This is a genomic window from Cobetia sp. LC6, assembly GCF_030264805.1.
Lineage (GTDB): Bacteria > Pseudomonadota > Gammaproteobacteria > Pseudomonadales > Halomonadaceae > Cobetia.
This window is the reverse complement of the sequence record NZ_JASSPL010000008.1, coordinates 58,446-81,804: the sequence shown is the minus strand read 5'-3', so window position 1 is coordinate 81,804 and position 23,359 is coordinate 58,446. Positions and strand designations below refer to the sequence as shown.

Here is a 23,359-nt window from a genome sequence, read left to right as displayed (position 1 = left end):
CATGACCGACGAGATGAAAGCGGCACTGGCCGACCTGCCCAATATCGATGCCGAGCACTGGCGACCGCTGGAGATCGACCGCCTGGTCGGGCCGGATGCCCCGCGTCACGCGCCGCGCATACTGGTGCTGTACGGCTCCCTGCGTGAGCGTTCCTTCTCGCGCTTCGCCGCCGAGGAAGCGGCGCGCCTGCTGCGTGCCTTCGGTGCCGAGGTGCGCCTTTACTCGCCGTCTGGCCTGCCATTGCCGGATGACTGCGAGGCCGATCACCCCAAGGTGCAGGAGCTGCGCGAGCTGGCTCAGTGGTCCGAAGGCATGCTGTGGGCGAGCCCGGAACGTCACGGCGCGATGACCTCGATCATGAAGGCGCAGATCGACTGGATTCCCCTGTCACTGGGCGGCGTGCGCCCCACCCAGGGCAAGACGCTGGCCGTCCTGCAGGTCAGTGGCGGTAGCCAGAGCTTCAACAGTGTCAACCAGATGCGCATTCTGGGCCGCTGGATGCGCATGTTGACCATCCCCAACCAGTCATCCGTGCCCAAGGCCTTCAATGAATTCGATGAAAACGGCCGCATGCGCCTGTCGCCGCTGTATCTGCGCATCGTCGATGTCTGTGAAGAGCTGATGAAGTTCACCTGGATGAATCGCGAGCGCAGCGCCTATCTGACCGAGCGCTACTCGGAGCGTGTCGAGAGCGCCGAAGAGGTCTCCCGTCGCGTCAATCAGAGCACGATCTGACGCAGCCTGTGGCCGCACACGCGGCTTCTCACTGACTCTTCACCCTCAACAAGGAGACCTCATGCTTGCCTTGGCAATCTTCGCCATCACGCTGGCACTGGTGATCTGGCAGCCACGTGGGCTGGGCATCGGCACCAGCGCCCTCGGCGGCGCCGTGGTCGCGCTGGCCTGCGGCGTGGTCAATCTGCCGGATGTGCTGGTGGTTTGGGATATCGTCTGGGACGCCACCTTCACCTTCGTGGCGCTGATCATCATCTCGCTGATCCTCGATGAGGCGGGCTTCTTCAGCTGGGCCGCACTGCATGTCGCACGCTGGGGCGGCGGCAACGGACGCAAGCTGTTTCCGCTCATCGTGCTGCTGGGCGCGGTGATCGCGGCCTTCTTCGCCAATGATGGTGCCGCCCTGCTGCTGACGCCGATCGTGATCGCGATTCTGGTGCGCCTGGAATTCTCGGCGGCGGCCTCGCTGGCCTTCATCATCGCCACCGGCTTCGTGGCCGACTCCACCAGCCTGCCGCTGGTGATCTCCAATCTGGTCAACATCGTCAGCGCCAACTACTTCGACATCTCCTTCACGCATTACGCCGCCGTGATGGTGCCGGTCGATCTGATCGCGCTGGCCGCCACGTTGATCGTGCTATGGCTGATGTTCCGCAAGGAGCTGCCCTCGCACTACGCGATGGAGAAGCTCGAGGCACCGTCAAGCGCCATCAAGGACCCCCAGGTATTCCGCGCGGCCTTCCCGCTGCTGGGGGTGCTGCTGGTGTCCTACTTCATGACCGCGCCGCTGGGCATTCCGCTCGCCGTCGTCACCGGCAGCGCCGCGCTGATTCTGCTGGCCATCGCCGGGCGCTGGCTGGGCAGCGGTGATGCCGTGATCGAACTCGGCCCGGTACTGCGCGGCGCGCCGTGGCAGATCGTGCTGTTCTCGGTGGGCATGTATCTGGTGGTCTACGGGCTGGGCAATGCCGGCCTGACCGATCACGCCAGCGACATCCTCGCCTGGCTTGCCAGTCAGGGCGAGCTGGTCGCCACCCTCGGCACCGGCGTGCTGGCCGCCGTCACCGCATCGGTGATGAACAACATGCCTGCCACGCTGATCGGTGCGCTGGCCATCGACCACCTCAGTGCGCAGCAGGTCAGCGACGCGACACGTGAGCTTATGGTCTACGCCAACGTGATCGGCAATGACCTGGGGCCCAAGTTCACCCCGATCGGCAGTCTCGCCACACTGCTGTGGCTGCATGTGCTCGATCAGAAAGGCCACCACATCAGCTGGGGGCAATATATGCGGGTCGGTCTGATCCTGACACCGCCGGTGCTGATCGCCACCCTGCTCGGCCTGTGGGCATGGCTTGGTGTGCTCAACGGCTGATCAGACCTGCTGTCAGCCAAGAGACAAGCTCGGCCTGATAGCAACATTGGAGTCAGGAATGAAACAGGACTGGCGCTGGGAGCGATCCCTGCGCCAGTTCTGCTTCATCCTCCCGAAGCTTTCATCGGCCCTGAAGAGGTATTGAAGCACCTGACGTGGTTATCTGGCAGTGGACGTCGTCTTCGCTCGATTTCATTATCTGACAATGTCGCCATCGATCCTCAATGAGAGATCAGACCTGACAACCCCGGGAGTCCTGCCATGAGTGATGTACCTGCCGCCTATCAAGCCAGCAAGGGGTCGATTCTGGACGTCGATCGAGACTTCTACGACAGCCTCACCGAAGGCAAGGCTGAGCGCACCCTGGTCGCGACCCATACCGTACCGCTGCGCGATGGCCTGGCCTGGGAAGTGCCGGCGGGCCACGTGTTGCGCATCAAGATCACCGAGGGTTCACAGGTCGGCGATTTCAACATGTGGAACCTGCACAACCCGCGTGAGCGCATGTGGGCGTCTCGCACCCGCCAGCTGCAGCGCGCGCATGTCAGCACCTATGATCGCCTGTGGTCCACACTGCCCTACCTGCGCCCGATGGCGACCATCATCGATGACACCCTCGCCGACTATGGCGTCGATGCAGAAGGCGGTCGCGTGCATGACCTGCTGGGCACGCGCTGCGACCCTTACGTCAATCGCCTGCTGACCGGCGAGGACTTCGATCACCACTGCCACTCCAACCTGGTGCGCGCGGTGGAGCCCTGGGGGCTGACGGAATTCGATATCCACGACGTGCTCAACATCTTCCAGTGCACCGGCCTCAACAATGAAGACAAGTACTTCATGAAGGCCTGTCCTGCACGCAAGGGCGATTACCTGGAGTTCTTCGCCGAGACGGACCTGCTGTGTGCGATGTCCTGCTGCCCGGGCGGTGATCTGTCAGTGGATCTCTGGGGACCTGATGCACGCGACCCGCTCGAGACCTGCAACCCGCTCGGTGTCGAGATCTACCGGCTGGAAGGCGATGTGCTCGCAGGCTGGGAATCGCCCAGGGTTGCGGCTTACGCCGGCAATCACGGGCGCCAGCACCCCACCACCGATTGGGCCGCCATCAAGCGTGAGCGCTGCTGATGCAGCTTTTGATTCGCTGATCGACTTTATCGGGTACTGATGCAACAAAGCCCCCTGCCGAGACACTCGACAGGGGGCTTTGTCGTTCAGTGAACGGACATCGCCGTCTCACCCTAGGCTTGTCTGCTCATGCAGACGCCGATGTTCGGTATGCAGCGATGTCCACAACGGTGCCATGCGGGCAATCAGACGAGGATCAAACTGCTTGCCGGACTCCTCGGTGAACAATCCGACCAGACGCTTCAACGACCAACCCGGCTTGTAGGCACGTGGCGAGGCCAGAGCATCGAAGACATCCATCATCGCGGCCACCTGACAATGCAGTGGCAATGCTCCCCCGGCAGACCCGGCAGGATAGCCTTGGCCATTCCAGCCCTCGTGATGGGTGATCGCCACTTGGCTGGCCAGCGCTCTCAGGGGGCCGCGCAGAGTAAACAGCAGGCGCCCGCCATGACTCGCATGATCGCGCATCGTGACGCGCTCCTCATCACTGAGTGCGCGCGGGGCATTCAGAAGCTCCGTCGAGATACCGACCTTGCCGATATCATGCAGCAAGGCCGCACTATGCAGGTCATGCAGTGGCACTTTGCGCTGAGCGGGCCTCAACAGTCTTGCGTAGAGAAATATCGTCAGTCCCGCTACCCGCCAGGAATGCGCCAGAGTATCGCCATGATGACGTTGAAGGAGGCGCGCCAGGGCCAGAACTCCGGGTTCGAGCGACTTCGCGCCAGGAGGCGGCTTTGAGAGGTAATCCGGCAAGGCGACATCACCGGCGGGCGCGACTCTCGTTGTGCACAGGGCATTTTCCATGGGTGCTCCCTGTTCAGTCTGCCTATCACGGTCGTGAGTCATCAGAGGGTTCATGATCGATGCGCGAGCTGGGGTCGCATCAGCCCGAACCAACGAACGCCTGTTTCACGGTCTGTTCTGGATTTGTGTTTCACATCCATCTTGCAAGCTCTGGCCTTCATATTCGTTTTGAAGACCAGCTCTTCCAAGCCCCTGCACTGGTTGAAGAGCACTGGTTAAAGAGCACTTGATAAAAAAGCACTTGATAAAAAAGCACTTGGTGAATATTAGGCGATAATAATGATGTGTCTCAATATTTCTTTCATCAAATCCTTGCCTCAACCGTATTGGAGCATGACGCACACAGCGCTCAGAGACGCGCGTATATCATTTCGAGAACCATTCCAACAGGTGATCAATCAAACGTACGGTACGTAGCGGACGATGGCGTTCACGATGGTAGATCAATGACAACGGCACGGCCGCCGGCTGCCAATCCTGCAGGATCTCCTTGAGCTCACCGCTTTCGATTGCATCATCACAGTAAAGTCTGGGCACGCGAATGATACCGTTGCCGGTCAAGGCACCACTGACCAGCACATGCCCGTTGCGACACTGCAACTGAGCACTGATATCTACCTGTGTCTCGTTTTGCGGGTCCTGTCTGGAGCGAAAGCTCCATCGTGCGACCGAGCCCACCAGGCAGCGGTGATCCATCAGCTCGCTAGGCGTGTCTGGTGCGCCATGGCGGGCGAGATAATCGGGACTGGCCACCACCACGTAGGGCAATGTCATCAGCGGACGCGCGATGAAATCGGCATCCTCGAGTGCGCCCATGCGCAGGGCGATATCGAAGTCATCGCGAATCAGATTCACGCGATGACTGCTGAAATCCAGCTCGATCTCGACCTCCGGCCAGGCCTGCATGAAGGCGTGAACGGCTGGCCCCAGCAGACGTTCGCCTATTGGGCCCCCGACACTGTTGAGCCGAATCCGACCGCGCATGGCGTTACGTTCCTCACGCACCAGCGTTACGATCTGTGCCATTTCCCCCAGCGCACTACGACATTGCGCGTGGAGAAGATGACCGCCCTCGGTGAGCCGCAACGAACGAGTGGAACGTTGCATCAGCGACACGCCCAGTGCCTGTTCAAGCGCAGTCACCTGTTTGGAGACCTGCGAACGGGATACGCCCAGCTGCTCAGCGGCGCGGGTGAAGCTGCCGTGTTCCGCCGTCATGACGAAGGCACGGATATCGGCCAGAGGAAGCGACTCGAGCATGGGGCTCTCCAGGCAGGTGTGATGTCGAGAGGAAACATTGAGGCAAGTACGCCAGGACACTCAATCGAAGACACTCGATCCAAGACATGCGATCGAAGACAGACGGTGACAGAGCGTCATGCCAGCAGTGTACCAGCCGCATCGACGGCTTCCGTCACAAGGTCTCCCCGACGACAGATGGCGCGCGGGGATCGTGAGCGGTAAACAACACATGAAAAAGGGGCGCTGATGAGCGCCCCTTTTAATTACCAGATCATTATTGTCACATCACCAGTCCATGACCAGATCACCCGACTTCCGAAACTGGCTTATATCGTCCGTCTTGCCTGTCTGGATGCCGTGACTGTCTATATATCGTGACTATCCTGGCATCTAACCGCCCCTGGCGAGTCAACCTGCCAGAGGGAGCCGCATTACCAGCCTACGCTGGCTGACAGGGTGATTTCCATCGGGTCACCCACCAGCACGCGGGTATCGCCGCCGCTACCGTAGTAGTAGGCAGTATCGAACAGGTTCTTCGCATTCAGCTTGAATTCGGTGTCCGGGCCGAAGAAGTCATGACGCCAACCGACAAAGGCATCTGCCACGGTGTAGGCATCCATCGAGAAGCTGTTGTCGTCATCGCCTTCACGCTCACCGACATAGCGCACACCACCGCCGACACGCCACTCGCCATAGGACGGATCGATCGCCAGGTCATGTGCCAGATAGAGGCTGGCCGCGTTGAGCGCCGCATTCGGTAGACGATTGCCCTCGGTGCCTTCGGTATCCTCCAGCACTTCGGTATCGGTGTAGGCATAGCTGAACAGCAAGGAAGTGCGATCCGTCAGGGCTCCTTCGAGGCTGAATTCCAGGCCCTGCGAGCCGGCTTCCCCGATGGTGCGAGTCACACCATTGTCAGTGACTGCGACGTTTTTCTTGCGGATCTGGTAGAGCGCCACGGAGGTTGCCAGACGCGGATTCCACTGACGCTTGTAGCCGATCTCGTAGCCCTTGCCGAGCTCTGGGTCGAGGCTCTCGCCGCTGTCACTGTCGCTGCCGTTCGGCACGAAGGATTCGCTGTAACTGATATAGGCGGAGCTGGCATCGTCGATGCGATACAGCAGATTCGCGGAGGGCAGGAACAGGTCGTCGCTGTAATCGGGGTCAGACACGAAGTCCTCGCCCTGCCCGCTCTGCTGATCAAACCAGGTGTAGCGCCCGCCAAGCCCCAGAATCCACTTGTCGGTCAGGTACCAGCGGTCGCTGACATAGACCCCGATGGCCTGGGTCTCGTCGAGACGATTGCTGCGCGAGGTATTGATGTCGTCGGAGGTCACCTGGGCCAGCTGGCCGTGGTTCACATCGGTGACGGTGGAAACCGTGACGGAATCGCCGAAATAGCGCTCATCCAGATAGTCGCGCGTGGTCTCGTAATCAGCACCGATGACCAGCTGGTGACGCTGCCCCGCGATCTCGACATCGCCCATGGCGTCCAGCGCAGTGTAGTGCTCGCTGCGATCATAGCCCTGGTTCTCTTCGGCGCGCACGGTCACATCACCGCTGTCGCTGACATTGGTGACATTGGCGCGTGCATCGCTGTACTGGCGACGCGTCCAGCCGTAGGTCAGCTTCATGTCCCAGTTGTCGGTGACTTCCTGCTTCCACCAGGCATTGACGGACTCGTCATGGCCATAGACACGGTTCCAGGATTCATCGAAACGCGTGCCACGCGTGACGTTGGCAGCGCTGCCGTTGTAGAAGACGGTGCCACGATCGATATCCAGCTCGTAGTCCTGATACTCGTAGCTGATCTGGGCGCTGCTGTGCTCGCCTTCCCAACGCAGTGACGGGGCGATGGTGGTGCGGCGGTCATTGCCGTACTCGCGCCAGGAGTCTTCATCCTCATGCGACAGGATGAAGCGATAGGCCAGGCCGGTATCCTCGATGGGGCCGGTGGTGTCCAGGGTGGTATTGCCACCGCCGAAGGAGCTGACTTCGCCACTGAGCTCGGTGTGCGCCTCGTACTGGGGACGCTTGGTGACCATGTTGATCACGCCGCCCGGATTCTGCTGGCCCTGGAAGAGCGATGACGGCCCCTTGAGCACCTCGACGCGGTCCACGGTCGCCGTGGTGTAGGTACGGCGCGGCTGACGGATGCCGTCGATCAGCATCGAGCCATCGCTGTTGCTACCGAAGCCTCGCTTGACGAAGCCGTCTTCGGTGCCCCCCAGGGTGTTGCCCAGTTGGATACCCGCGACCGGCTGCAATGCCTCTTCCAGATCGTCCAGGTTGAAATCATGCATGACCTGCTGGGTCACGACATTGATGGTGCGCGCCTGCTCGAGGAAGTCCACCGACTGCTTGTTGGCCAGGCTCGAGGCCTCGGCGCGGTAGCTGCCCGGCGCCACTTCGCCTTCACGCTCTCCGGTCACCACGATCACCGAATTCGCGACTGGCGACTCGCCTGAGATGGCGCCCTCTGCCGCCAACGAAGTGCCCGGCAATGCCATCAGACTGAAGATCAGGCAGGAGAAATGCCCCTTGTTCGTGCTTGCAGCGCTATCCCGAGAATGATTTGGCACCTGAAAACCCTTTGTACGCGATGCGACAGCGTCCTGCTGAACCACACCTTTCATCTGCCCAGTGAGCAGAAAGTGGCCATGACTGACGCCCCCCGCGCCAGCAAATGAGTCGCGAATGCTAATCTTTATCAAATGCTATCGCAACGAAAAGTGCGTGATTTTTCCGCGAATTGACCTGAGGTTTGCCTTATTTAACGCTCAGAAAACCCCTATTTGCGTAATTCTACTGACATCGAAGCGTCACACACGCAATGCGCGACGTCAGGCCATGGGAGAAATGACACAAGACTCGGAAAGGCTGCATTGACACAGGGAGAATGGGCGCTCTACCCTGCAAAGGTAGAACAAACATTCTCCCTCGTTGATTCGACCATGGCACCGACATGATTCAGCACGATATCGCCGCCCGCCTGGAGACACTCTTCAGCCAGCGCGGCTTCGCAGAACCGAGTGTTGCCGAGCTCAAGGCAGCGTCAGACGTCAGTCTGCGCACCCTCTATCGCCACTTCCCCTCCAAGGAGAGCATGGTGATCGGTGCGCTTCAGCATCGCCATGAGCGCTACATGGCCTTCCTCGACGAGGGAGTGCCCGAGGATGGCGCTGCTGCGCTCAGCCACCTTTACCAGCGGCTGGGCCACTGGATGGCGTTCGAGGCACCCAACGGCTGCATGTCGGTCAATGCCCTGGCGGCCTTTCCCGACAACCCACAGGTGCGCGAGGCCGTCGATCGCCACAAGCACGAGATTCTCGAATGGCTGGGCCAACGCAGCCGCCGCACAGACCTCGCCACCGAGCTGTTCCTGATCCATGAAGGGGCCTCCTCCGCCTGGCTGGTGATGGGCGAGAAGGCTATCGAGGCCGCACGCTCCACGACACTCACGCTACTAGGAGCCCCACGCAAATGAGCTCTCTCCCCACAAGCAAAGCCAGTATGCACGGCGTCTACCTGACCGGCCATGGCGGCCCGGAAGTCCTGGAAGTGCGTGATGACATCCCTCGCCCGGCGCCCGGCCCGCGTGACGTGTTGGTGCGAGTCGGCGCGGCAGGCGTCAACAATACCGACGTCAATACACGTCTGGCCTGGTATTCCAAGGGAGAAGGTGACGCGGAAGATGCCAGCTGGTCTGGGCAACCGATCCATTTCCCACGTATTCAGGGCGCGGATATCTGCGGCGAGATCGTCGCGGTCGGCTCAGATGTCAGCAATGCGCGTATCGGCGAGCGTGTCCTGATCGAACCCTGCCTGCAGGAGCACGATGGCCAGAACCTCGCCTCCGCGTGGTACATCGGCGCTGAGTGCGATGGTGGCTTCGCCGAATACACCAAGGTAGCGGCGCGCCATGCTCACCACGTGGAGAGCTCGCTCAGCGATGTGGAGCTCGCCTCCTTCCCCTGCTCCTACTCCACCGCCGAGAATCTGCTGACCCGCACCCAGCTTGCCAAGGGCGAGCGCGTGTTGATTACCGGTGCTTCAGGAGGCGTCGGCTCCGCGGCAGTCCAGCTGGCCAAGGCACGTGGCGCCCACGTCATTGCCGTTACCAGTACGGCCAAGGCGGATGCCCTGCGCGACATCGGCGCCGATGAGATCGTGCTTCGCGATCAGACACTGGCGGATGTGGTTGAAGGCAACAGTGTCGAGGTGGTCATTGATCTGGTGGGTGGCCCGCAATGGCCAGAGCTGCTGGATATTCTCGGGCACAAGGGACGCTATGCGGTAGCCGGTGCCATCGGCGGTGAAATGGTGGAACTTGATCTGCGCACGTTATACCTGAAGGATCTGAGCTTCTTCGGCTGTACCGTGCTGGAACCGGAAGTCTTCCCCAACCTCGTGCGCCATATCGAGCAAGGCAACATCAAGCCGCTGGTCGCTGACACCTTCGCACTGGCCGACATAGCCACCGCTCAGGAGGTCTTTCAGCAGAAAGGTCACGTGGGCAAGGTCGTGCTCAAGGTCCGTCAGGACTGAGAGCCCCTGCCTGCGTGACTGGCCACAACGCAAGAGGGCTACCCGATGGGTAGCCCTTCTTGTGACTGAACGCTCATTGCTCGACAGTCATTGCGCGATGGTCACTGCCAGACGATCTCTGTCTAACGATCTCTGTCTACCGATCGGGTGGCGATAATCAGTCGCTACGCTTGTCTTCGGTGTTGGATTCGAAGTCACTCGCCGAGTGGCGTTCGATCAGCTGCTCCTGCGGCTCCCCCCAGAAGCGATTGACCATGCGACCCCGCTTGACCGCCGGGCGCTCGGCAATCGACTTGGCCCAACGCTGAACGTGGGTGTAGTCCTGCACGGAAAGGAACTCGGCGGCGTCATAGAGCTTGCCTTCGGCCAGGGCGCCATACCAGGCGTAGATGGCGATATCCGCGATGCTATATTCATCGCCCGCGATGTAGGCGTTGTCGGCCAGCTGTCGATCCAACACATCCAATTGACGCTTGGTTTCCATCGCGAAGCGGTTGATCGGGTACTCGAGCTTCTCCGGCGCGTAGGCATAGAAGTGGCCAAAACCACCGCCCAGGTACGGCGCGGACCCCATCTGCCAGAACAGCCAGTTCATGACTTCGACACGTTTGGCGGGGTCCTTGGGGATCAGAGCGCCAAACTTCTCGGCCAGATGCAGCAGGATGGAGCCGGATTCGAACACGCGAATCGGCGTCTCACCGCTCCTGTCCACCAGCGCGGGGATCTTGGAATTGGGATTGATCGCGACAAAACCACTGCCGAACTGATCGCCCTCGCCGATATGGATCGGCCAGGCATCGTATTCGGCACCGCTATGTCCGAGCGCCAGCAGCTCCTCGAGCATGATGGTGACCTTCACGCCATTGGGTGTCGCCATGGAGTAGAGCTGGAAGGGATGCTCGCCGACCGGCAGCTCCTTGTCATGCGTCGGGCCCGCGATCGGCCGATTGGTACTGGCGAACTTGCCGCCACTCTCGCTTTCCCATGTCCAGACCTTGGGTGGCTGATAACTGTCGCTCATACCCTTGACTCCTTGGCATCCAGTTGAAGCTTCAAGACTTCGATGGCGTCAGACACGCCGGTGTTGCGCCGCTCTGACCTGGTAGGCAAGTTATGAAGGTCAGACGCGCGTGACACAAGGGGATGAAATGACAAGTTTTAATTGCTAGTATGCCACCAGTTTTTGGGGAGTAGCCCGCTCTCGTCCCCCAACGAGAGTCTCGGATGTCAACATAGTCGGCAAGCATTGCCGTGGCACCGAGGACCCACCTATCCGATCATGCCCGTGATCCGTCAGGACGAGGTTCGGCGAGACCAATGACAGTCAGACGCTTCCGGCCGGTGGTGTCTTGCTGTTATTGACTCGCAACCGGCCTGGAACATCCTGACAAATGCCACTGCTACCGACATTTCTGCTCGCCTTTTCCATGTCCTGCGACGCCTTTGCAGCCGCCTTGTGCAAGGGTGCTGCCATACGTCGCCCCTCATTGAAAGACGCCCTGCGTATCGGTCTCATCTTTGGGGTCATAGAAGCCATCACGCCGGTAATCGGCTGGCTGATCGGTCGCTCACTTGCCGTTTACGTCGAACAGTGGGACCACTGGATCGCTTTCGCCTTGCTGCTGGTGCTCGGCCTGCACATGATTCATGAGGGACTCTCCAAGGATGAGGAAGACGAGGACTGCACCACGCCGCAGTCGTTGCCCCGCCTGATGCTGACCGGCCTTTCTACCAGTATCGATGCCATGGCCGTGGGCGCCGGGCTTGCCTTTGCGGGCGTGAACATCGTGACTACTGCGCTGGCGATCGGCACCGCCACCTTCGTAATGGCCACCACCGGCGTGATGCTGGGCGGTGTGCTGGGCAAGATGGTCGGCAAGCGCGCGGAAATCATCGGTGGTCTGGTGCTGATCGGCATCGGCACGACCATCCTGCTGGATCACACAGGCCATCTGGGCTGATCTTCTACTGAAGAGCGCCCTGAACGGCCCCGTGTCGTCCCCTGGCGCTGGACGCACCGTCGTGTTGCGCCAATGGCCCCCTTGAAAACCCTGACAATGGCGTCATTCAAGGGGTGACACATGGCGTATCCTGTCGCTGGTCATTCAAGGCGCTTGATCTCCAGACACGTGATATCCGCCGCTTGATCAGCGGAGACATGAAAGCCGACGCCGTGATCTTCCAAAGGGAGCCAGATTGCATGTATACACGCAAGCTTCATCCAGGCAGTGAATTCCCGGCCATCCAGGTCAAACGCAGCGACGGTGAGGCACTGACCCTCGGCAGGCCCCAGGGCGAGCATGACTGGCAGCTGGTCGTGGTCTATCGCGGCAAACATTGCCCGATCTGCACCAAGTTTCTCAACAAACTGGAGAGCTATCGCGAGCGCTTCAATGCCCAGGGCGTCGATCTGGTCGCCGTATCTGCCGATGATGAGCAGCAGCTCTCGCAGCATCGCGAGTCGCTGGAGGTCAACTTCCCGCTTGCATATGGACTGACCCTTGAACAGATGCAATCGCTGGGGCTGTTCATCTCGACGCCGCGCAGCGCAAAGGAAACCGATCACGACTTCCCGGAACCTGCCTTCTTCGTCGTCAATGGCGAAGGCAAGATCCAGATTCAGGAGATCGCCAACGCGCCCTTCGTGCGGCCTGATCTGGATACCCTCATCGGGGGCATCGAGTTCATCCGCAAGCCGGATAACGACTACCCGATACGCGGCACCCGCGATTACGACTGAATCCTTCAGGGTTCACGCCGTCACACAGACGCCCCGCAGCCTCGTGCTGCGGGGCGTCTGTGTATCTGGGCCTATTCTTGACACCTGGCCTTCACCTCACCCGCCTTGCGCTTTTGGCCTCTTTACATGACGCCGCTGATAAGCGCTGAACACAGGCCACGAAAAAACCACGAAAAAAATATGATCCCGTGACATCCAGACGAGAAAGGCCAGCGTTATGAACAGTGCAAGGGAGACAACGACACACCTGCAACCGCTAGCTGAACCTTATCTGTCTACGGAGTCGTCAAGATGAAAACAATCGCCTGTATCTCTGGTATTTTCGCTGCCCTCGCATTGAGCCCGCTGGCTCAAGCCATGGAGGTTCCCGAGAGCGTCACGGTGCCAAAAGGCCATGAAGTCGCCATGAAAACCGTTGGTGTCGGCAAGATCAAATGGGCCTGCGAAGCCAAGGACGACGGCACCATGGACTGGGTCTTCAAGGGCCCGGATGCCGCGCTGAATGATGCCGATGGCAAGCAGGTCGGCAAATACTATGGTCCGCCCGCCACCTGGGAATCCATGGATGGCTCCAGGATCACCGGCACACAGCTGGCGGTAGAGCCCAATGGAAAGGGCAACATTCCGCTGCAGCTTGTCGAGGCCAACCCGGCCCAGGGTGAAGGACATATGCAAGGCGTTACCTATGTTCAGCGCCTCAATACCCAGGGCGGTGCCGCACCTGACATGACCTGCGATGAAGCCCACAAGGACAAGGTCGAAATCGTGATGTACCAGGCCGATTACCTGTTCTATAAGGCGATGTAATCTCTCGCCTTGAATAAAAGGGATTCACCACTCGATGTCGTGTGACAAAGCGCATTGACACAGGGAAGGTGCGATCATGAAAAGCCCCGACAGGCAGTTGCATGTCGGGGCTTTGTCGTCATCAGTCCCGACAAGGGAATGCTGATTCAGCATAAAGCTCAAGCAGCAATATGCAGGCAATAACAGAAGAGATCAGGGAGGCCATCACGCAGACAGCCCGCCTCACATTTCGGTGCCAAAACCGTGGGATTTTTCCCTGATCCGTGAACCGATCTCTGATCCGATAAGCTGCCGTCAGACCAGCGCGAGCATCGTATAGGGCGCTTCACAGGAATGGCGCTCGTCGCGTTCATCCACACTGCCCAGCTCATGGTTGCGATCATTGTCATAGACCACGAACAACCGTTCGCGATCCAGTACCGCAAGCCCTTCCGCCTTGTGCTCGAACTCCAGCACCCCACCATCCTCATGCGTCACCAGCGTCGGGGGCTTGCCCGCGTGGAAGTCCGCCAGCGACAGCACCCACAGATACCCCCCGATCACTTCTTCACTGCCTTGCTCGGTCTCGAAGCTGGTCACCAGATAGAGTCGTGCGTGATAGGGATCATATTCCAGGCTCGAAAGACCACACTCGTGATCCACGCCCTCATACTCGGCGGGGTCAAAGGCATAGACGTCGTGCAGGTCCTCGATGAACTCGATATTGTCGCTGTCGGTCATCGCATAGCGCGCTCCGATGACGCGTCGCACGTACGCGAAGTCATCATGCGAATTGCCTTGTTCGCGCACCCCGAACAGGATCAGCCCATCGCCCTTGTCACTCGGGACGACCGCCAGGCCTTCAATCTTGTAGTACGGCTGGCCAATGGCCGTGTCCAGCTTCTGACGAAACTCCAGTGAGCCCTCGACTCCGTCACGCGGGTCCGGGTCAACCACCTGCACCTTGTCCGGCTCGCCCAGCGGCCAGATCAACAGGTGGTTGTAGGCATTCAGGGCATGGCTCTCGCTGTCGATGCGATCAAACCCGGTGGTTGCCAACATGTGACGGCCATCAGTGGTCAGCGCGAAGTCTTCATATTTGACCGCCTGACGGATCAACGGCGTGGTCAGATACTCAAGCTGGCTGTCATCCGGTCCGCGGGAATCCAGTGGCAAGGAAAAGACGGCTGAACGCCCCTCCCCCGGAATCGGCTTGTCACTCGCCATCAGCAGTCGCTCGCCATCATAGGCCACGGCAGAAATCTCGGCGTTCACCAGCTTGCCATCCTCATCCTTCAAGCCTGCCGGAAAACAATGGATCGTACCCTGTTGCGTGATACGTACCTTGGCCATGCACAGCTCCTTGTAATGAGACGTCATGACATTGGGACAGGCCATGTGGGATTGAGTTCGGGCTAGCCACTTGAAGGTCTTGAGCCACGATCATCATCAGTGCAGTACGTTGCGAATGAAGCGCAGCATCCCGGTGCCCGCGTTGTGGTAGCGGTAGGCCTGGTCACTGGGATAAACATGAAAATCCCCAGCGTGAATGACGATTTCCTCATGTCCAAGGGTGAGGGTCAGCTCTCCCTGGGTGACGACCAGCATCTCGTGCCAGCCGGCATCATCCGGCGCGGAGTCATAGTGCTCGCCGGGGGCAAGAGTCCAGTCCCATAACTCGACTTCCTGGGTCGCCGGTTTGCTGGCCAGCAACACGGCGCGGCTTTCGGGTGCCTGCCCGACCCACGCCACCTCATTGATGCGTGCCGAATCTTCGCTTTCCGGGGGCTGTACCAGCGCGTAGAAGAGCACCCCGAGCGCCTCGGCGAGCTTGTCGAGCGTCCCGAGGCTGACATTGACGTCGCCCTTCTCGATGTTCACCAGCATGCGGCGACTGATCTCGGCCTGGTCCGCGAGTGCCTGCTGGCTCAGCTCGGCGGCCAGACGCAGACGGCGAACATTGGCCGCGACATGGACCAGAACATCGGGTCGATCTTTACTGTTGTGCAATATAGTGCGCATCCGTACAATCCCGCTGACGATGAGGGAAGCCGGCATATGACTGGCCTCAAGCTCCCTCCCCTTGCTACCTCAATGTCCCTGAATCATGCCGCATGTGTTCTTGACTGACCATGCCCGTCATCCACTGGATCGCTCAAGGAGACCCCCATGTCCGTTGCTGTCGCAGCCTCCTCTTCTCGTCTGTGGCCCGTCGCCATGTTGCTGGTCGCCATGTGCTCGATCCAGAGCGGTGCTTCGCTGGCCACTTCGTTGTTTCCCATGATCGGCGCGGCGGGCGCGACGGCGATTCGTCTGATCATCGCATCGATTCTGCTGCTGGCCATTCTGCGTCCGTGGCGCAAGCCGGTGACACGCAAGGCCTGGAAGTCCATCACCCTCTACGGCGTTGCACTGGGTGTGATGAACCTGCTGTTCTATCAGGCCCTCAAGACAGTACCGCTGGGCATCGCCGTGGCTCTGGAATTCACCGGCCCGCTGGCCGTGGCGTTACTGAGCTCGCGCCGCTGGCTTGACCTTGGCTGGGTGGCGCTGGCAATTACGGGACTGGTACTGCTGCTGTTGCTGGGTGAGGACACCGCGGCACCGATCGATCCCGTCGGTGCCGCCTTCGCACTCGGCGCCGGCGTTTGCTGGGCGCTGTATATCCTGTTCGGCCAGAAGGCCGGGGCAGGCAATGGCACCCAGAGCGCGGCGCTGGGCATCACGATCGCGGCGCTGGTCGTCGTGCCCGTCGGCCTGATGGAGGCCGGCAGCGCCATGTTCTCCCTCGATATCCTGCCGCTGGCACTGGCCGTCGCGGTGCTCTCGACCGCGCTGCCCTACACTCTCGAGATGGTGGCCTTGCCGCGCCTGCCGACTCATACCTTCGGCACCCTGATGAGCCTTGAGCCCGCCATCGGGGCGCTCTCCGGCCTGTTGTTCCTCGGTCAGGCGCTGGGCATCTTCCAGTGGCTAGCCATCGGCCTGGTCATCGCCGCTTCGGTAGGCACGACGCTGACCGGTCGCAGCAAGGAAGTCTTCGATGGCCCGGTGCCCGATTGAGGGCGACCCCGCCATCTGCTGCTGAATCGTTCAGGTGCACCTCTCACAGGACAGTGAATCAAGATGCAGCGTGGGATATCGTGTCTTTCTCTATCACGCTTTTCGAGACAGGAGACCGCCAGATGACTTCGCCACGTTCCGCGTCTTCCTCACCCTCCGCTGCGCGCTCCACCGCCCAGATGGTGGTGTGGTTCGGGCTGAGCTTCCTTACTGCCGCCATCGGCGCGCTGGCCTCGGTGGATGCGAAGACCTTCTATGCAAGCCTCACCCAGCCGGCATGGGCCCCGCCGGCGGGTGCCTTCGGGCCGGTGTGGACGGCGCTGTTCGTGATGATGGCGCTCGCCGCCTGGCGTGTCGCGCGCGATGGCTTGCATGCCAGAAATGGCTTCCGTCCGCGTCATCGACTGGCGCTCGGGCTGTTCGTGGTGCAGCTGATCGTCAACGGGCTGTGGAGCTGGTTGTTCTTCGCCTGGCACCTCGGACAGGCGGCGTTCATCGACGTACTGGTGCTGTGGGCGCTGATCGCCGTCACCCTGGTGGCGTTCTGGCGCATCAGTCGCCTGGCCGGGCTGTTGATGCTGCCCTATCTCGCGTGGGTGACGCTGGCCAGTGCGCTGACCTGGTCCGTCTGGCAAGCCAATCCCGCCCTGCTGGGCGGGTGAACCGTCAGCGACCGCCCTGACGGCAGATGAGCGGTCATCGCTCGGGCCCAACGCCAGAACATCCCCCGCAGACACCAAACGCCAACGCCCAGCCGAGACTCCTGCAGAGTCTCGGCTGGGCGTTGTCTTATGAAGCTTCGTCTTGCGGTTGCGATGATGCAGCGGTGCGGGCAGGTGAGCGATCAGAGCGCCTTCAAACGACCTTCCTCTACTACCAGCACGCGATCCGCGACCTTGCGCAGCAGTGCCGCATCATGACTGACCAGCACCAGCGCCGTGCCCTGCTCCCGCACCATCTTCACCATGCAGGCGATCACCTCCTGCTGGACCAGCGGGTCGAGGCGTGAGGTCGGCTCATCGGCGAACACGAAGCGCGGCTTGATCAGCATCAGACGCAACAGCGCAAAACGCTGCAGCTCGCCACCCGAGACCTGCCCCGGCAGACGCGAGAGCAATTCCGGCGCCAGGCTCAGTTGCTCCATCAGCTGCGGCAGCTGACTGTCGTCGAGACGATGGCGTGCGCTGAGATCCTTCAACAGCCGCCCCAGTGTCCGGCGTGACGGGAAGGTCGCCACGGGATCCTGATAGAGCTTCTGATACTCAAGGCGTTCGGCATGCTGGACCACGCGTCCGGAATGCGGCGGCAACAGGCCGAGCAGCGCATCGCCCAGCGATGACTTGCCACAGCCTGAAGCGCCTTGGATGCCGATGATCTCACCGCCCTTCACGCTGAGTTCCACGTCACGCAGCAGCGAGGTGTCCCCGCGCGCGATGGTCAGATTCTCGGCGCGGATGATGGGCTCGCCTGCCACCTTGCCATCACGGCTCGCACTGTCGGCTGTCGGCTTGAAGGCAGCCTCCGGCCAGGCCTGAGGCGCGGCATTCACCAGGCGTCGGGTATAGGCATGTGTCGGCGCGGCCAGCACGTCACGCGTCGCGCCCTGCTCAATCACCTGCCCCCTGCGTATCACCATCAGGCGGCCGCCGATCTGGTGCGCCAGCGCCATGTCATGGGTGATGACCATCAAGCCGGCACGCGGTGTCTCGGCCAGTGACTTGAGCAGCAGCTCGCCGATCTCGCTGACGCGGGCGGCGTCCAGCCCCTTGGTCGGCTCATCGGCGATCAACAGCGGCGCGCCGCCGGCGCGGGCGGCGGCAAAGGCCACACGTTGCGCCATGCCGCCGGACAGCTTGCCCGGCAGCTGCTCGCTGGCCGCGGCGACCCCCAGCTGCTCCAGATCACTGCGCGCGGCCGCGTGGGAGGCCTGCGCCGAACGCCCCGCGACTAGTCGATATGCCTCTCCGACCTGACGAATCACCTTCATCAGCGGGTCCAGCGCCAGCCAGGGCTCCTGGGGCAATACCGCCAGGCGGCGACCCCAGAGGGGGCGACGATTTTCCGGCGTATGCAGAGGATATTGCTCTCCATCCAGCCACAGACTGCCGGAGGCCACAAGCTCCGGGGGCAGCGTGCCCAGCAGTGCCTGAGCCAGCAGACTCTTGCCGGATCCCGTCTCACCGATCACCACCAGCGGCTCGCCCGCCTTGAGCGCAAGCGAGACAGGCGCCAGCAGCGCCGTCTGCGCACCTTGGACCCGCACGCTCACGTCCTCGGCGCTCAGCACCACTTCATCTGCCGTTCCCCCATCCCGCGTGTGAGAGGCAGGCGTGGTCATTGTCGCGACATTCATGGGCGCGCTCCTTCGAGGGTGTCTGCGGCGGTTGACGTTCTGGCCTTGCTGCCGGACATCAGCAACAGCCCCAGCAACAGCAGGAAGGTGACCAGCACCGGCGTCAGCAGCGCGAATGGCGCTTCACGCCAGTACGGCAACAGCTCGACCATCATGGTGCCCAGCTCCGGCGTGGGCTCCGGAATGCCGACGTGCACGAAGCCCAGCGCGGCAATCGCCATCAGGGCGTTGGCCATGCCGAAGGCCATCGCCGTCATCATCACGGGCGCCATTTCGGGCCACAGGTGATGACGAAAACGGTACCAGGCCCCGAAGCCCAGCAGACGGCTGGCCTCGACGCCGGGACTCGCCAGCACGCTGCGACCGGTGGCGCGGGCCAGGCGGAAGAACTCTACCCACAGCACCAGCGACAGGCCCAACCACAATGCCAGCGGCGTCGACGGCAGGATGACGCTGACCATCAGCACCAGCAGCAACCCCGGCAATGCCAGCAGGCTGTCTGCCACCAGGCTCAACAGGCGCTCGGCCCAGCCACCGCGTCCCGCGGCCAGCAGACCCAGCGAGATGCCTGAAAACGCGGCCAGAATCACCGCCCCTGCGGCAATGGAAAGCGATAGCCCTAGCGCCGCCACCAGACGGTGATACAGGGAGCGCCCGAGGTGGTCATAGCCCAGCGGGGCGCTGGTGATCACCCCACCGGCGTCAGAGGCACCGACGGCATCCGCGCCCTGCAGCGCACGATAGAGGTGCTGCTCCAGCGGGTCCCCCGGTATCACCAGATTGCCCAGCAGAGCCAGCAGCACCAGACTGGCGACCATCGCGGCCCCGATCACCCGGCGCAACGGCCAGTCAAGACGTGGACGACGCGCGGCTTCCACGCGCTGCGGCGCAAGCCCTTCCACCACCTGATTCATTTCACACCCCGTGGGTCCAGTTGGCGACCCAGCAGATCGACCAGCAGATTGATCAAGACAAAGCCGACGCCCAGCACCAGAGCGGTGCCCTGCACCATCGGCACATCGCGCGAGAAGATGGCGTGCACCAGCGCATGGCCGATGCCCGGCCAGCCGAAGATGCTCTCGATCACCACCACCCCTTCCACCAGGGTCACGAACTGCAGTCCCAGGTAGGTCACCAGCGGCAAGGCCACGTGGCGCAGGCCGTGACGCCAGAAGGTCTGGGCGTTGCTGAGGCCCTTCCAGCGCGCGAAATCATGGAAGGCCGTCTGGGTGACGGCAGCCATGGCATCGCGTGCCAGGCGTGCCGATACCGCTGCCAGCCCAAGCGCCAGCGTCATCGCCGGCAGAATGAAGTGCTGCGGCTCACCATGACCGGCGGCCGGCAGCAGGCCCATCTCCACGGAGATCAGCAGGATCAGCACCAGCGCCAGCAGGAACTGCGGCGTGGCGCGCAGCAGACTGCACACGGCCAGCAGGCTGCGATCGAGCCAGCCACCGGCACGCAGACCGGCCAGCAGCCCCAGCGGCGGGCCGATCAACAGCGAGATGCCCAGCGCCGCGCCGGCGAGCGACAGGGAGTTGCCCAGCTGATGACGAATCTCTACCCATACCGATTCCCCGGAAATCAGCGAGGTGCCAAGCTCCAGGCGCAGGATGTCGCCCAGCCAGTAAAGGAAGTGCAAGCCACCCTGTACCTCGAGGCCCAGTTCGGCGCGTACCGAGGCCGCAGCGGCCGCATCCAGCGCGTCATAACCATAGCGGCCGGCCGCGATACGCCAGGCGGCATCGCCGGGCAGACTCTGCATCATCAGATAGCTGGCGCCGCCGACCATCAGCACCACCATCAATAGCTGCAACAGACGTGAAGGGAGATTCATTGTGCCCACCGCAATTCTGAAAGGCCGAAACTACGCTCCCAGGGGTCTACCTGGGCGCTTTGCAGTCGATTGGAGATCGCCAGGTTCTGGTAGTACCAGGCGATGGGGATCACGGGTAATGCCTGCTGGATCACGCCGCTGCCCCGGGCACGCGGGTCCTCACCTTCGGGGGTGGGTCCGTAGCCCTCACGTGCCATGCGCTCAAGCTCTGCAGTGAAGTCTGCATCGAACCAACCCATCGCGCCCCAATCGCCACCGGGGGCCTCGGGGGTCCCTGCGTAATCGCTCAGGACGTTGCCGATGGGGTCCGGCACCATGGCCAGATTGCGCGCGAACAGCGCCATGTCGAGGCTGCCGTCGTGGTGGCCGGCCGGAATCGCCGAGAAGTTGGTGATGTCCAGCCGCGTCTGGATACCGATGGCGTGGAACTGGCGCTCCAGCACCGTGGCGACCAACGGCAGCTCCGGTCGGTCCGAGAAGGTGATCAGGCTGATCGCGAGGCGCTGACCGTCCTTTTGACGAACGCCATCCTCCGCGACCTTCCAGCCAGCGGCATCCAGCAGCGCGCGCGCTTCGGCGACGTCCTGATGCAGCTCGGGCAGCGCGGGGTCATGCCAGCCTTCCACCATCGGCGGGAATAGCTGACTGGCCCCGCGCGGGTAACGCAGCACCACCTGCGCGATGGCGGTGCGATCGATCGCCAGGCTCAATGCGCGCCGCACATCCGGGTCCTGGAAGGCCGGGTGATTGGCATTGACCTTAAGCAGCATCGTGCGCGGCGTCGCAGCCGCCGCCAATGTCACGCGCGGTGACTGGGAGAGACGCTGACGACTGGCGGGGTCCAGCCCATAGGTGAAGTCGGCATCTCCGCTCTCGGCGATCAATGCCCTGCCCTCGGCGCGGCTCACCGCCTGATAGCGCGCCTGGCGCACCTCTGGCTGCGGGCCCCAGTAGTCCTCGAAGGCGGTGACTTCAAGGCTCAAGGGTGGCGTCATGCGCAGCATGCGATAAGGGCCGGTACCGATGACCTGCTGGGCAGTACCTGACTCATCGAAGGACTTGGGTGCCAGAATCTGCTGGCGATAATCGGCCAGATAGGCGGGCAACGCGGCGAAGGGCTCGTCGAGGGCAATCACCAGCGTCTGGGCATCTTCGGCGACGATCCGCTCGATCGGCACCGACTTCAGGATGCCCGGCTTGGCACGTGCGATCTCGAGACTCTGACGCGCGACTTCGGCATCCAGACGGCTGCCATCATGGAACTGCACGCCGGAGCGCAGCGTGAAGCGCCACTCCAGGCCATCATCCGAGACCTCCCAATCGGTCGCCAACCCCGGCTGCAGCTCCCCCGTGGCGTCCACCTCGACCAGTGTCTCGACGACCTGCATGCGCTGGAAAAGGATACCGCTGAGCAGCGGGTCCGCCCCCTTGATATCGAAGGGTGCGACGATCTCCAGCCGCCGTGTGTCAGCCGCCGATGCCTGCGCCGCTGAGACATCTTGCGCATGGCTGGACTGCACCACGGCCAAGCTCAGCGCGACGCTGGCGACGGCCAGCTGGCTGCGATCGTGAAGGAAGGTTTGGTATTGCCGCCGAAGCCTTGAGAGCAAATTGACCATCGATATCGCGCGTCCCGAGCAAGAGCATGGATGCCGACGCGCAACCGGCGCCGGCCAACAAAAAACGCAATGTTATAGTGTAACTATTACGTTTTGGCAACTCTCGACTCCCCTTCTGCGCCTGGGCAAAGCTGGACAAGTACTTGAAAGGTACTTGAGAGGCACTTGAGAAGCGCTGGACAAGTACTGGACAGGCATTCACTTGTCAGCGGCAATCCAACATCCGATGATAGATGGCAAATTACATTAGTATGCGCTAACCGACTGGTCCGCTATCAGGGACGCATAGTCATCAGTCCGCGCATCTGTGCCCATACCTCAACAATAAGCGACAGGATCATGGATGATCTCAGCATTACCCCTATCAGCGATTCGGCTTGCAGCAGCTATCTGAGCGCCGCGGCTCGGCGACTATGCTGCGGCAACATGCTCGCGACTTACAAACGGCATGGCATGAGCTGGGACGAGGAGCTGTTCAGCGAGCGCTGGCGAGACAACGAGAACTACGCGATACGCATCAATGGCGAGTGGGTCGGCTTTATCAGCCTCAAGGCCCTGCCGGATATTCTGTATCTTCGCGATCTGCAACTGGTGCCACATTGGCAAGGTCGCGGCGTCGGCTCCGCCTGCCTGAACTGGTTGATCCAGCTGGCAACCGAACAGGAGTACGGCCAGTCGCTGGTGAAAGACCGCGCCTCCGAGCTATCCCCGAGCGCCCAGCCCTGCCCGCGCGCGCTGCGCCTGAGAGTCTTCTCCGACAGCCCGGCATTGGCGCTCTACCAGCGCCACGGCTTCACCCTGGTCAATGAGCAGTGCACTCCGACGCGCAGTGGCAGCATCATGGCGCTGGAAAGACCTCTCGCCTTCCAGACAGCGCCGACACTCGCCCCGCGGGGTGATCACGCGCTCCTGCCCCCGGTAGGCGATGCCCCTCTCGACACAATCATCGACGACCTTACCGAGGAAGACGCCTTGACGATCACCCCCAAGCGCAAGCGACAGTCTCCTCCGGCCGCGCGGAATATCGCGCATCATTAGGCGATTTCCCGTGCACGATTTCCGCCAGATACGACAATGCCCGGTCCTATGACCGGGCATTGTCGCTCAGGGTGCACTCACCAT

The 23,359-nt window shown here is 61.7% G+C and carries 21 protein-coding genes; 11 read left to right on the top strand and 10 right to left on the bottom strand.

Annotated features, from left to right (window positions below; all coding sequences use genetic code 11):
- Positions 1 to 13 precede the first annotated feature (13 nt).
- The 3 genes from arsH to QQF40_RS10940 all read left to right on the top strand — a co-directional run bounded on the left by arsH (position 14) and on the right by QQF40_RS10940 (position 3,239).
- Entirely contained in the window at positions 14 to 736 is a 723-nt protein-coding gene (gene arsH / locus QQF40_RS10950; RefSeq protein ID WP_502871433.1) for an arsenical resistance protein ArsH, read from the top strand.
- Positions 737 to 797: 61 nt separating this feature from the next.
- Positions 798 to 2,111, top strand: coding sequence for an arsenic transporter (locus tag QQF40_RS10945; protein ID WP_285461334.1), 1,314 nt, complete (start codon positions 798 to 800; stop codon positions 2,109 to 2,111).
- Between the two features lie 261 nt (positions 2,112 to 2,372).
- Complete coding sequence (locus QQF40_RS10940; RefSeq protein ID WP_285461333.1) at positions 2,373 to 3,239, top strand: urea carboxylase-associated family protein; 867 nt, start codon at positions 2,373 to 2,375, stop codon at positions 3,237 to 3,239.
- 108 nt (positions 3,240 to 3,347) lie between these two features.
- On the opposite strand, the gene QQF40_RS10935 is transcribed toward QQF40_RS10940, so the two are convergent.
- The 3 genes from QQF40_RS10935 to QQF40_RS10925 all read right to left on the bottom strand — a co-directional run bounded on the left by QQF40_RS10935 (position 3,348) and on the right by QQF40_RS10925 (position 7,873).
- Entirely contained in the window at positions 3,348 to 4,049 is a 702-nt protein-coding gene (locus QQF40_RS10935) for an HD-GYP domain-containing protein (RefSeq protein ID WP_285461332.1), read from the bottom strand.
- A gap of 366 nt (positions 4,050 to 4,415) precedes the next feature.
- On the bottom strand, positions 4,416 to 5,309 hold the full coding sequence (locus QQF40_RS10930; RefSeq protein WP_285461331.1) for a LysR family transcriptional regulator: 894 nt from the start codon (positions 5,307 to 5,309) through the stop codon (positions 4,416 to 4,418).
- Between the two features lie 413 nt (positions 5,310 to 5,722).
- The gene (locus QQF40_RS10925) at positions 5,723 to 7,873 is read right to left on the bottom strand and encodes a TonB-dependent siderophore receptor (RefSeq protein ID WP_285461330.1); all 2,151 of its coding nucleotides are present in this window, start codon (positions 7,871 to 7,873) and stop codon (positions 5,723 to 5,725) included.
- A gap of 383 nt (positions 7,874 to 8,256) precedes the next feature.
- On the opposite strand from QQF40_RS10925, the gene QQF40_RS10920 reads away from it, so the two are divergent.
- Both QQF40_RS10920 and QQF40_RS10915 read left to right on the top strand, forming a co-directional pair.
- Positions 8,257 to 8,778 (top strand): TetR/AcrR family transcriptional regulator, encoded by a 522-nt coding sequence (locus QQF40_RS10920; RefSeq protein WP_175090242.1) that lies wholly within the window; start codon positions 8,257 to 8,259, stop codon positions 8,776 to 8,778.
- Entirely contained in the window at positions 8,775 to 9,839 is a 1,065-nt protein-coding gene (locus QQF40_RS10915) for an alcohol dehydrogenase family protein (RefSeq protein ID WP_175090243.1), read from the top strand. Before QQF40_RS10920 ends, QQF40_RS10915 begins: the two co-directional genes overlap by 4 nt.
- 157 nt (positions 9,840 to 9,996) lie before the next feature.
- On the opposite strand, the gene yghU is transcribed toward QQF40_RS10915, so the two are convergent.
- Positions 9,997 to 10,860, bottom strand: a complete 864-nt coding sequence (gene yghU, locus QQF40_RS10910) for a glutathione-dependent disulfide-bond oxidoreductase (RefSeq protein ID WP_285461329.1) — start codon at positions 10,858 to 10,860, stop codon at positions 9,997 to 9,999.
- Positions 10,861 to 11,326: 466 nt separating this feature from the next.
- Here yghU and QQF40_RS10905 point away from each other — a divergent pair, with 466 nt between their 5' ends.
- The 3 genes from QQF40_RS10905 (at position 11,327) to QQF40_RS10895 (ending at position 13,386) form a co-directional block, all read left to right on the top strand.
- The gene (locus tag QQF40_RS10905; protein ID WP_502871431.1) at positions 11,327 to 11,800 is read left to right on the top strand and encodes a manganese efflux pump MntP; all 474 of its coding nucleotides are present in this window, start codon (positions 11,327 to 11,329) and stop codon (positions 11,798 to 11,800) included.
- A 239-nt stretch (positions 11,801 to 12,039) separates the two neighbouring features.
- Complete coding sequence (locus tag QQF40_RS10900; protein WP_285461327.1) at positions 12,040 to 12,579, top strand: redoxin domain-containing protein; 540 nt, start codon at positions 12,040 to 12,042, stop codon at positions 12,577 to 12,579.
- Positions 12,580 to 12,870: 291 nt separating this feature from the next.
- Positions 12,871 to 13,386, top strand: coding sequence for a DUF3455 domain-containing protein (locus QQF40_RS10895; protein ID WP_285461326.1), 516 nt, complete (start codon positions 12,871 to 12,873; stop codon positions 13,384 to 13,386).
- A 294-nt stretch (positions 13,387 to 13,680) separates the two neighbouring features.
- Here QQF40_RS10895 and QQF40_RS10890 read toward each other — a convergent pair whose 3' ends face one another.
- On the bottom strand, positions 13,681 to 14,718 hold the full coding sequence (locus tag QQF40_RS10890) for a hypothetical protein (RefSeq protein WP_175090248.1): 1,038 nt from the start codon (positions 14,716 to 14,718) through the stop codon (positions 13,681 to 13,683).
- 96 nt (positions 14,719 to 14,814) lie between these two features.
- Positions 14,815 to 15,387 (bottom strand): helix-turn-helix domain-containing protein, encoded by a 573-nt coding sequence (locus QQF40_RS10885; RefSeq protein WP_175090249.1) that lies wholly within the window; start codon positions 15,385 to 15,387, stop codon positions 14,815 to 14,817.
- 147 nt (positions 15,388 to 15,534) lie between these two features.
- Between QQF40_RS10885 and rhtA the strand changes: the two genes are divergently transcribed.
- Entirely contained in the window at positions 15,535 to 16,428 is an 894-nt protein-coding gene (gene rhtA, locus QQF40_RS10880) for a threonine/homoserine exporter RhtA (protein ID WP_285461325.1), read from the top strand.
- A gap of 122 nt (positions 16,429 to 16,550) precedes the next feature.
- A complete protein-coding gene (locus tag QQF40_RS10875; RefSeq protein WP_254627158.1) occupies positions 16,551 to 17,090 on the top strand; it encodes a TspO/MBR family protein in 540 nt (179 codons plus the stop codon).
- A gap of 182 nt (positions 17,091 to 17,272) precedes the next feature.
- Here the strand turns inward: QQF40_RS10875 and QQF40_RS10870 are convergent, their stop codons facing one another.
- Genes QQF40_RS10870 through QQF40_RS10855 form a run of 4 tightly spaced genes read right to left on the bottom strand, consistent with a single transcriptional unit; the run spans position 17,273 to position 22,237 of the window.
- The gene (locus QQF40_RS10870) at positions 17,273 to 18,781 is read right to left on the bottom strand and encodes an ABC transporter ATP-binding protein (RefSeq protein ID WP_285461324.1); all 1,509 of its coding nucleotides are present in this window, start codon (positions 18,779 to 18,781) and stop codon (positions 17,273 to 17,275) included.
- Positions 18,778 to 19,695 carry an ABC transporter permease gene (locus QQF40_RS10865; RefSeq protein ID WP_285461323.1) on the bottom strand — a complete coding sequence of 306 codons (918 nt, stop codon included), beginning with the start codon at positions 19,693 to 19,695 and terminating at the stop codon, positions 18,778 to 18,780. The genes QQF40_RS10870 and QQF40_RS10865 overlap by 4 nt, the downstream gene beginning before the upstream one ends.
- Positions 19,692 to 20,618, bottom strand: a complete 927-nt coding sequence (locus QQF40_RS10860) for an ABC transporter permease (protein ID WP_285461322.1) — start codon at positions 20,616 to 20,618, stop codon at positions 19,692 to 19,694. Before QQF40_RS10860 ends, QQF40_RS10865 begins: the two co-directional genes overlap by 4 nt.
- Positions 20,615 to 22,237, bottom strand: a complete 1,623-nt coding sequence (locus tag QQF40_RS10855) for an ABC transporter substrate-binding protein (RefSeq protein WP_285461321.1) — start codon at positions 22,235 to 22,237, stop codon at positions 20,615 to 20,617. Before QQF40_RS10855 ends, QQF40_RS10860 begins: the two co-directional genes overlap by 4 nt.
- Positions 22,238 to 22,690: 453 nt before the next feature.
- Here QQF40_RS10855 and QQF40_RS10850 point away from each other — a divergent pair, with 453 nt between their 5' ends.
- On the top strand, positions 22,691 to 23,275 hold the full coding sequence (locus tag QQF40_RS10850) for a GNAT family N-acetyltransferase (protein WP_285461320.1): 585 nt from the start codon (positions 22,691 to 22,693) through the stop codon (positions 23,273 to 23,275).
- Positions 23,276 to 23,359 lie beyond the last annotated feature (84 nt).

Bases quoted from the DNA above. Each gene is read 5' to 3' on its own strand.
- arsH (WP_502871433.1), top strand. From the start codon at position 14: ATGAAAGCGGCACTGGCCGACCTGCCCAATATCGATGCCGAGCACTGG.
- QQF40_RS10945 (WP_285461334.1), top strand. From the start codon at position 798: ATGCTTGCCTTGGCAATCTTCGCCATCACGCTGGCACTGGTGATCTGG.
- QQF40_RS10940 (WP_285461333.1), top strand. From the start codon at position 2,373: ATGAGTGATGTACCTGCCGCCTATCAAGCCAGCAAGGGGTCGATTCTG.
- QQF40_RS10935 (WP_285461332.1), bottom strand. From the start codon at position 4,049: ATGGAAAATGCCCTGTGCACAACGAGAGTCGCGCCCGCCGGTGATGTC.
- QQF40_RS10930 (WP_285461331.1), bottom strand. From the start codon at position 5,309: ATGCTCGAGTCGCTTCCTCTGGCCGATATCCGTGCCTTCGTCATGACG.
- QQF40_RS10920 (WP_175090242.1), top strand. From the start codon at position 8,257: ATGATTCAGCACGATATCGCCGCCCGCCTGGAGACACTCTTCAGCCAG.
- QQF40_RS10915 (WP_175090243.1), top strand. From the start codon at position 8,775: ATGAGCTCTCTCCCCACAAGCAAAGCCAGTATGCACGGCGTCTACCTG.
- yghU (WP_285461329.1), bottom strand. From the start codon at position 10,860: ATGAGCGACAGTTATCAGCCACCCAAGGTCTGGACATGGGAAAGCGAG.
- QQF40_RS10900 (WP_285461327.1), top strand. From the start codon at position 12,040: ATGTATACACGCAAGCTTCATCCAGGCAGTGAATTCCCGGCCATCCAG.
- QQF40_RS10895 (WP_285461326.1), top strand. From the start codon at position 12,871: ATGAAAACAATCGCCTGTATCTCTGGTATTTTCGCTGCCCTCGCATTG.
- QQF40_RS10890 (WP_175090248.1), bottom strand. From the start codon at position 14,718: ATGGCCAAGGTACGTATCACGCAACAGGGTACGATCCATTGTTTTCCG.
- QQF40_RS10885 (WP_175090249.1), bottom strand. From the start codon at position 15,387: ATGCGCACTATATTGCACAACAGTAAAGATCGACCCGATGTTCTGGTC.
- rhtA (WP_285461325.1), top strand. From the start codon at position 15,535: ATGTCCGTTGCTGTCGCAGCCTCCTCTTCTCGTCTGTGGCCCGTCGCC.
- QQF40_RS10875 (WP_254627158.1), top strand. From the start codon at position 16,551: ATGACTTCGCCACGTTCCGCGTCTTCCTCACCCTCCGCTGCGCGCTCC.
- QQF40_RS10870 (WP_285461324.1), bottom strand. From the start codon at position 18,781: ATGAATGTCGCGACAATGACCACGCCTGCCTCTCACACGCGGGATGGG.
- QQF40_RS10865 (WP_285461323.1), bottom strand. From the start codon at position 19,695: ATGAATCAGGTGGTGGAAGGGCTTGCGCCGCAGCGCGTGGAAGCCGCG.
- QQF40_RS10860 (WP_285461322.1), bottom strand. From the start codon at position 20,618: ATGAATCTCCCTTCACGTCTGTTGCAGCTATTGATGGTGGTGCTGATG.
- QQF40_RS10855 (WP_285461321.1), bottom strand. From the start codon at position 22,237: ATGGTCAATTTGCTCTCAAGGCTTCGGCGGCAATACCAAACCTTCCTT.
- QQF40_RS10850 (WP_285461320.1), top strand. From the start codon at position 22,691: ATGAGCTGGGACGAGGAGCTGTTCAGCGAGCGCTGGCGAGACAACGAG.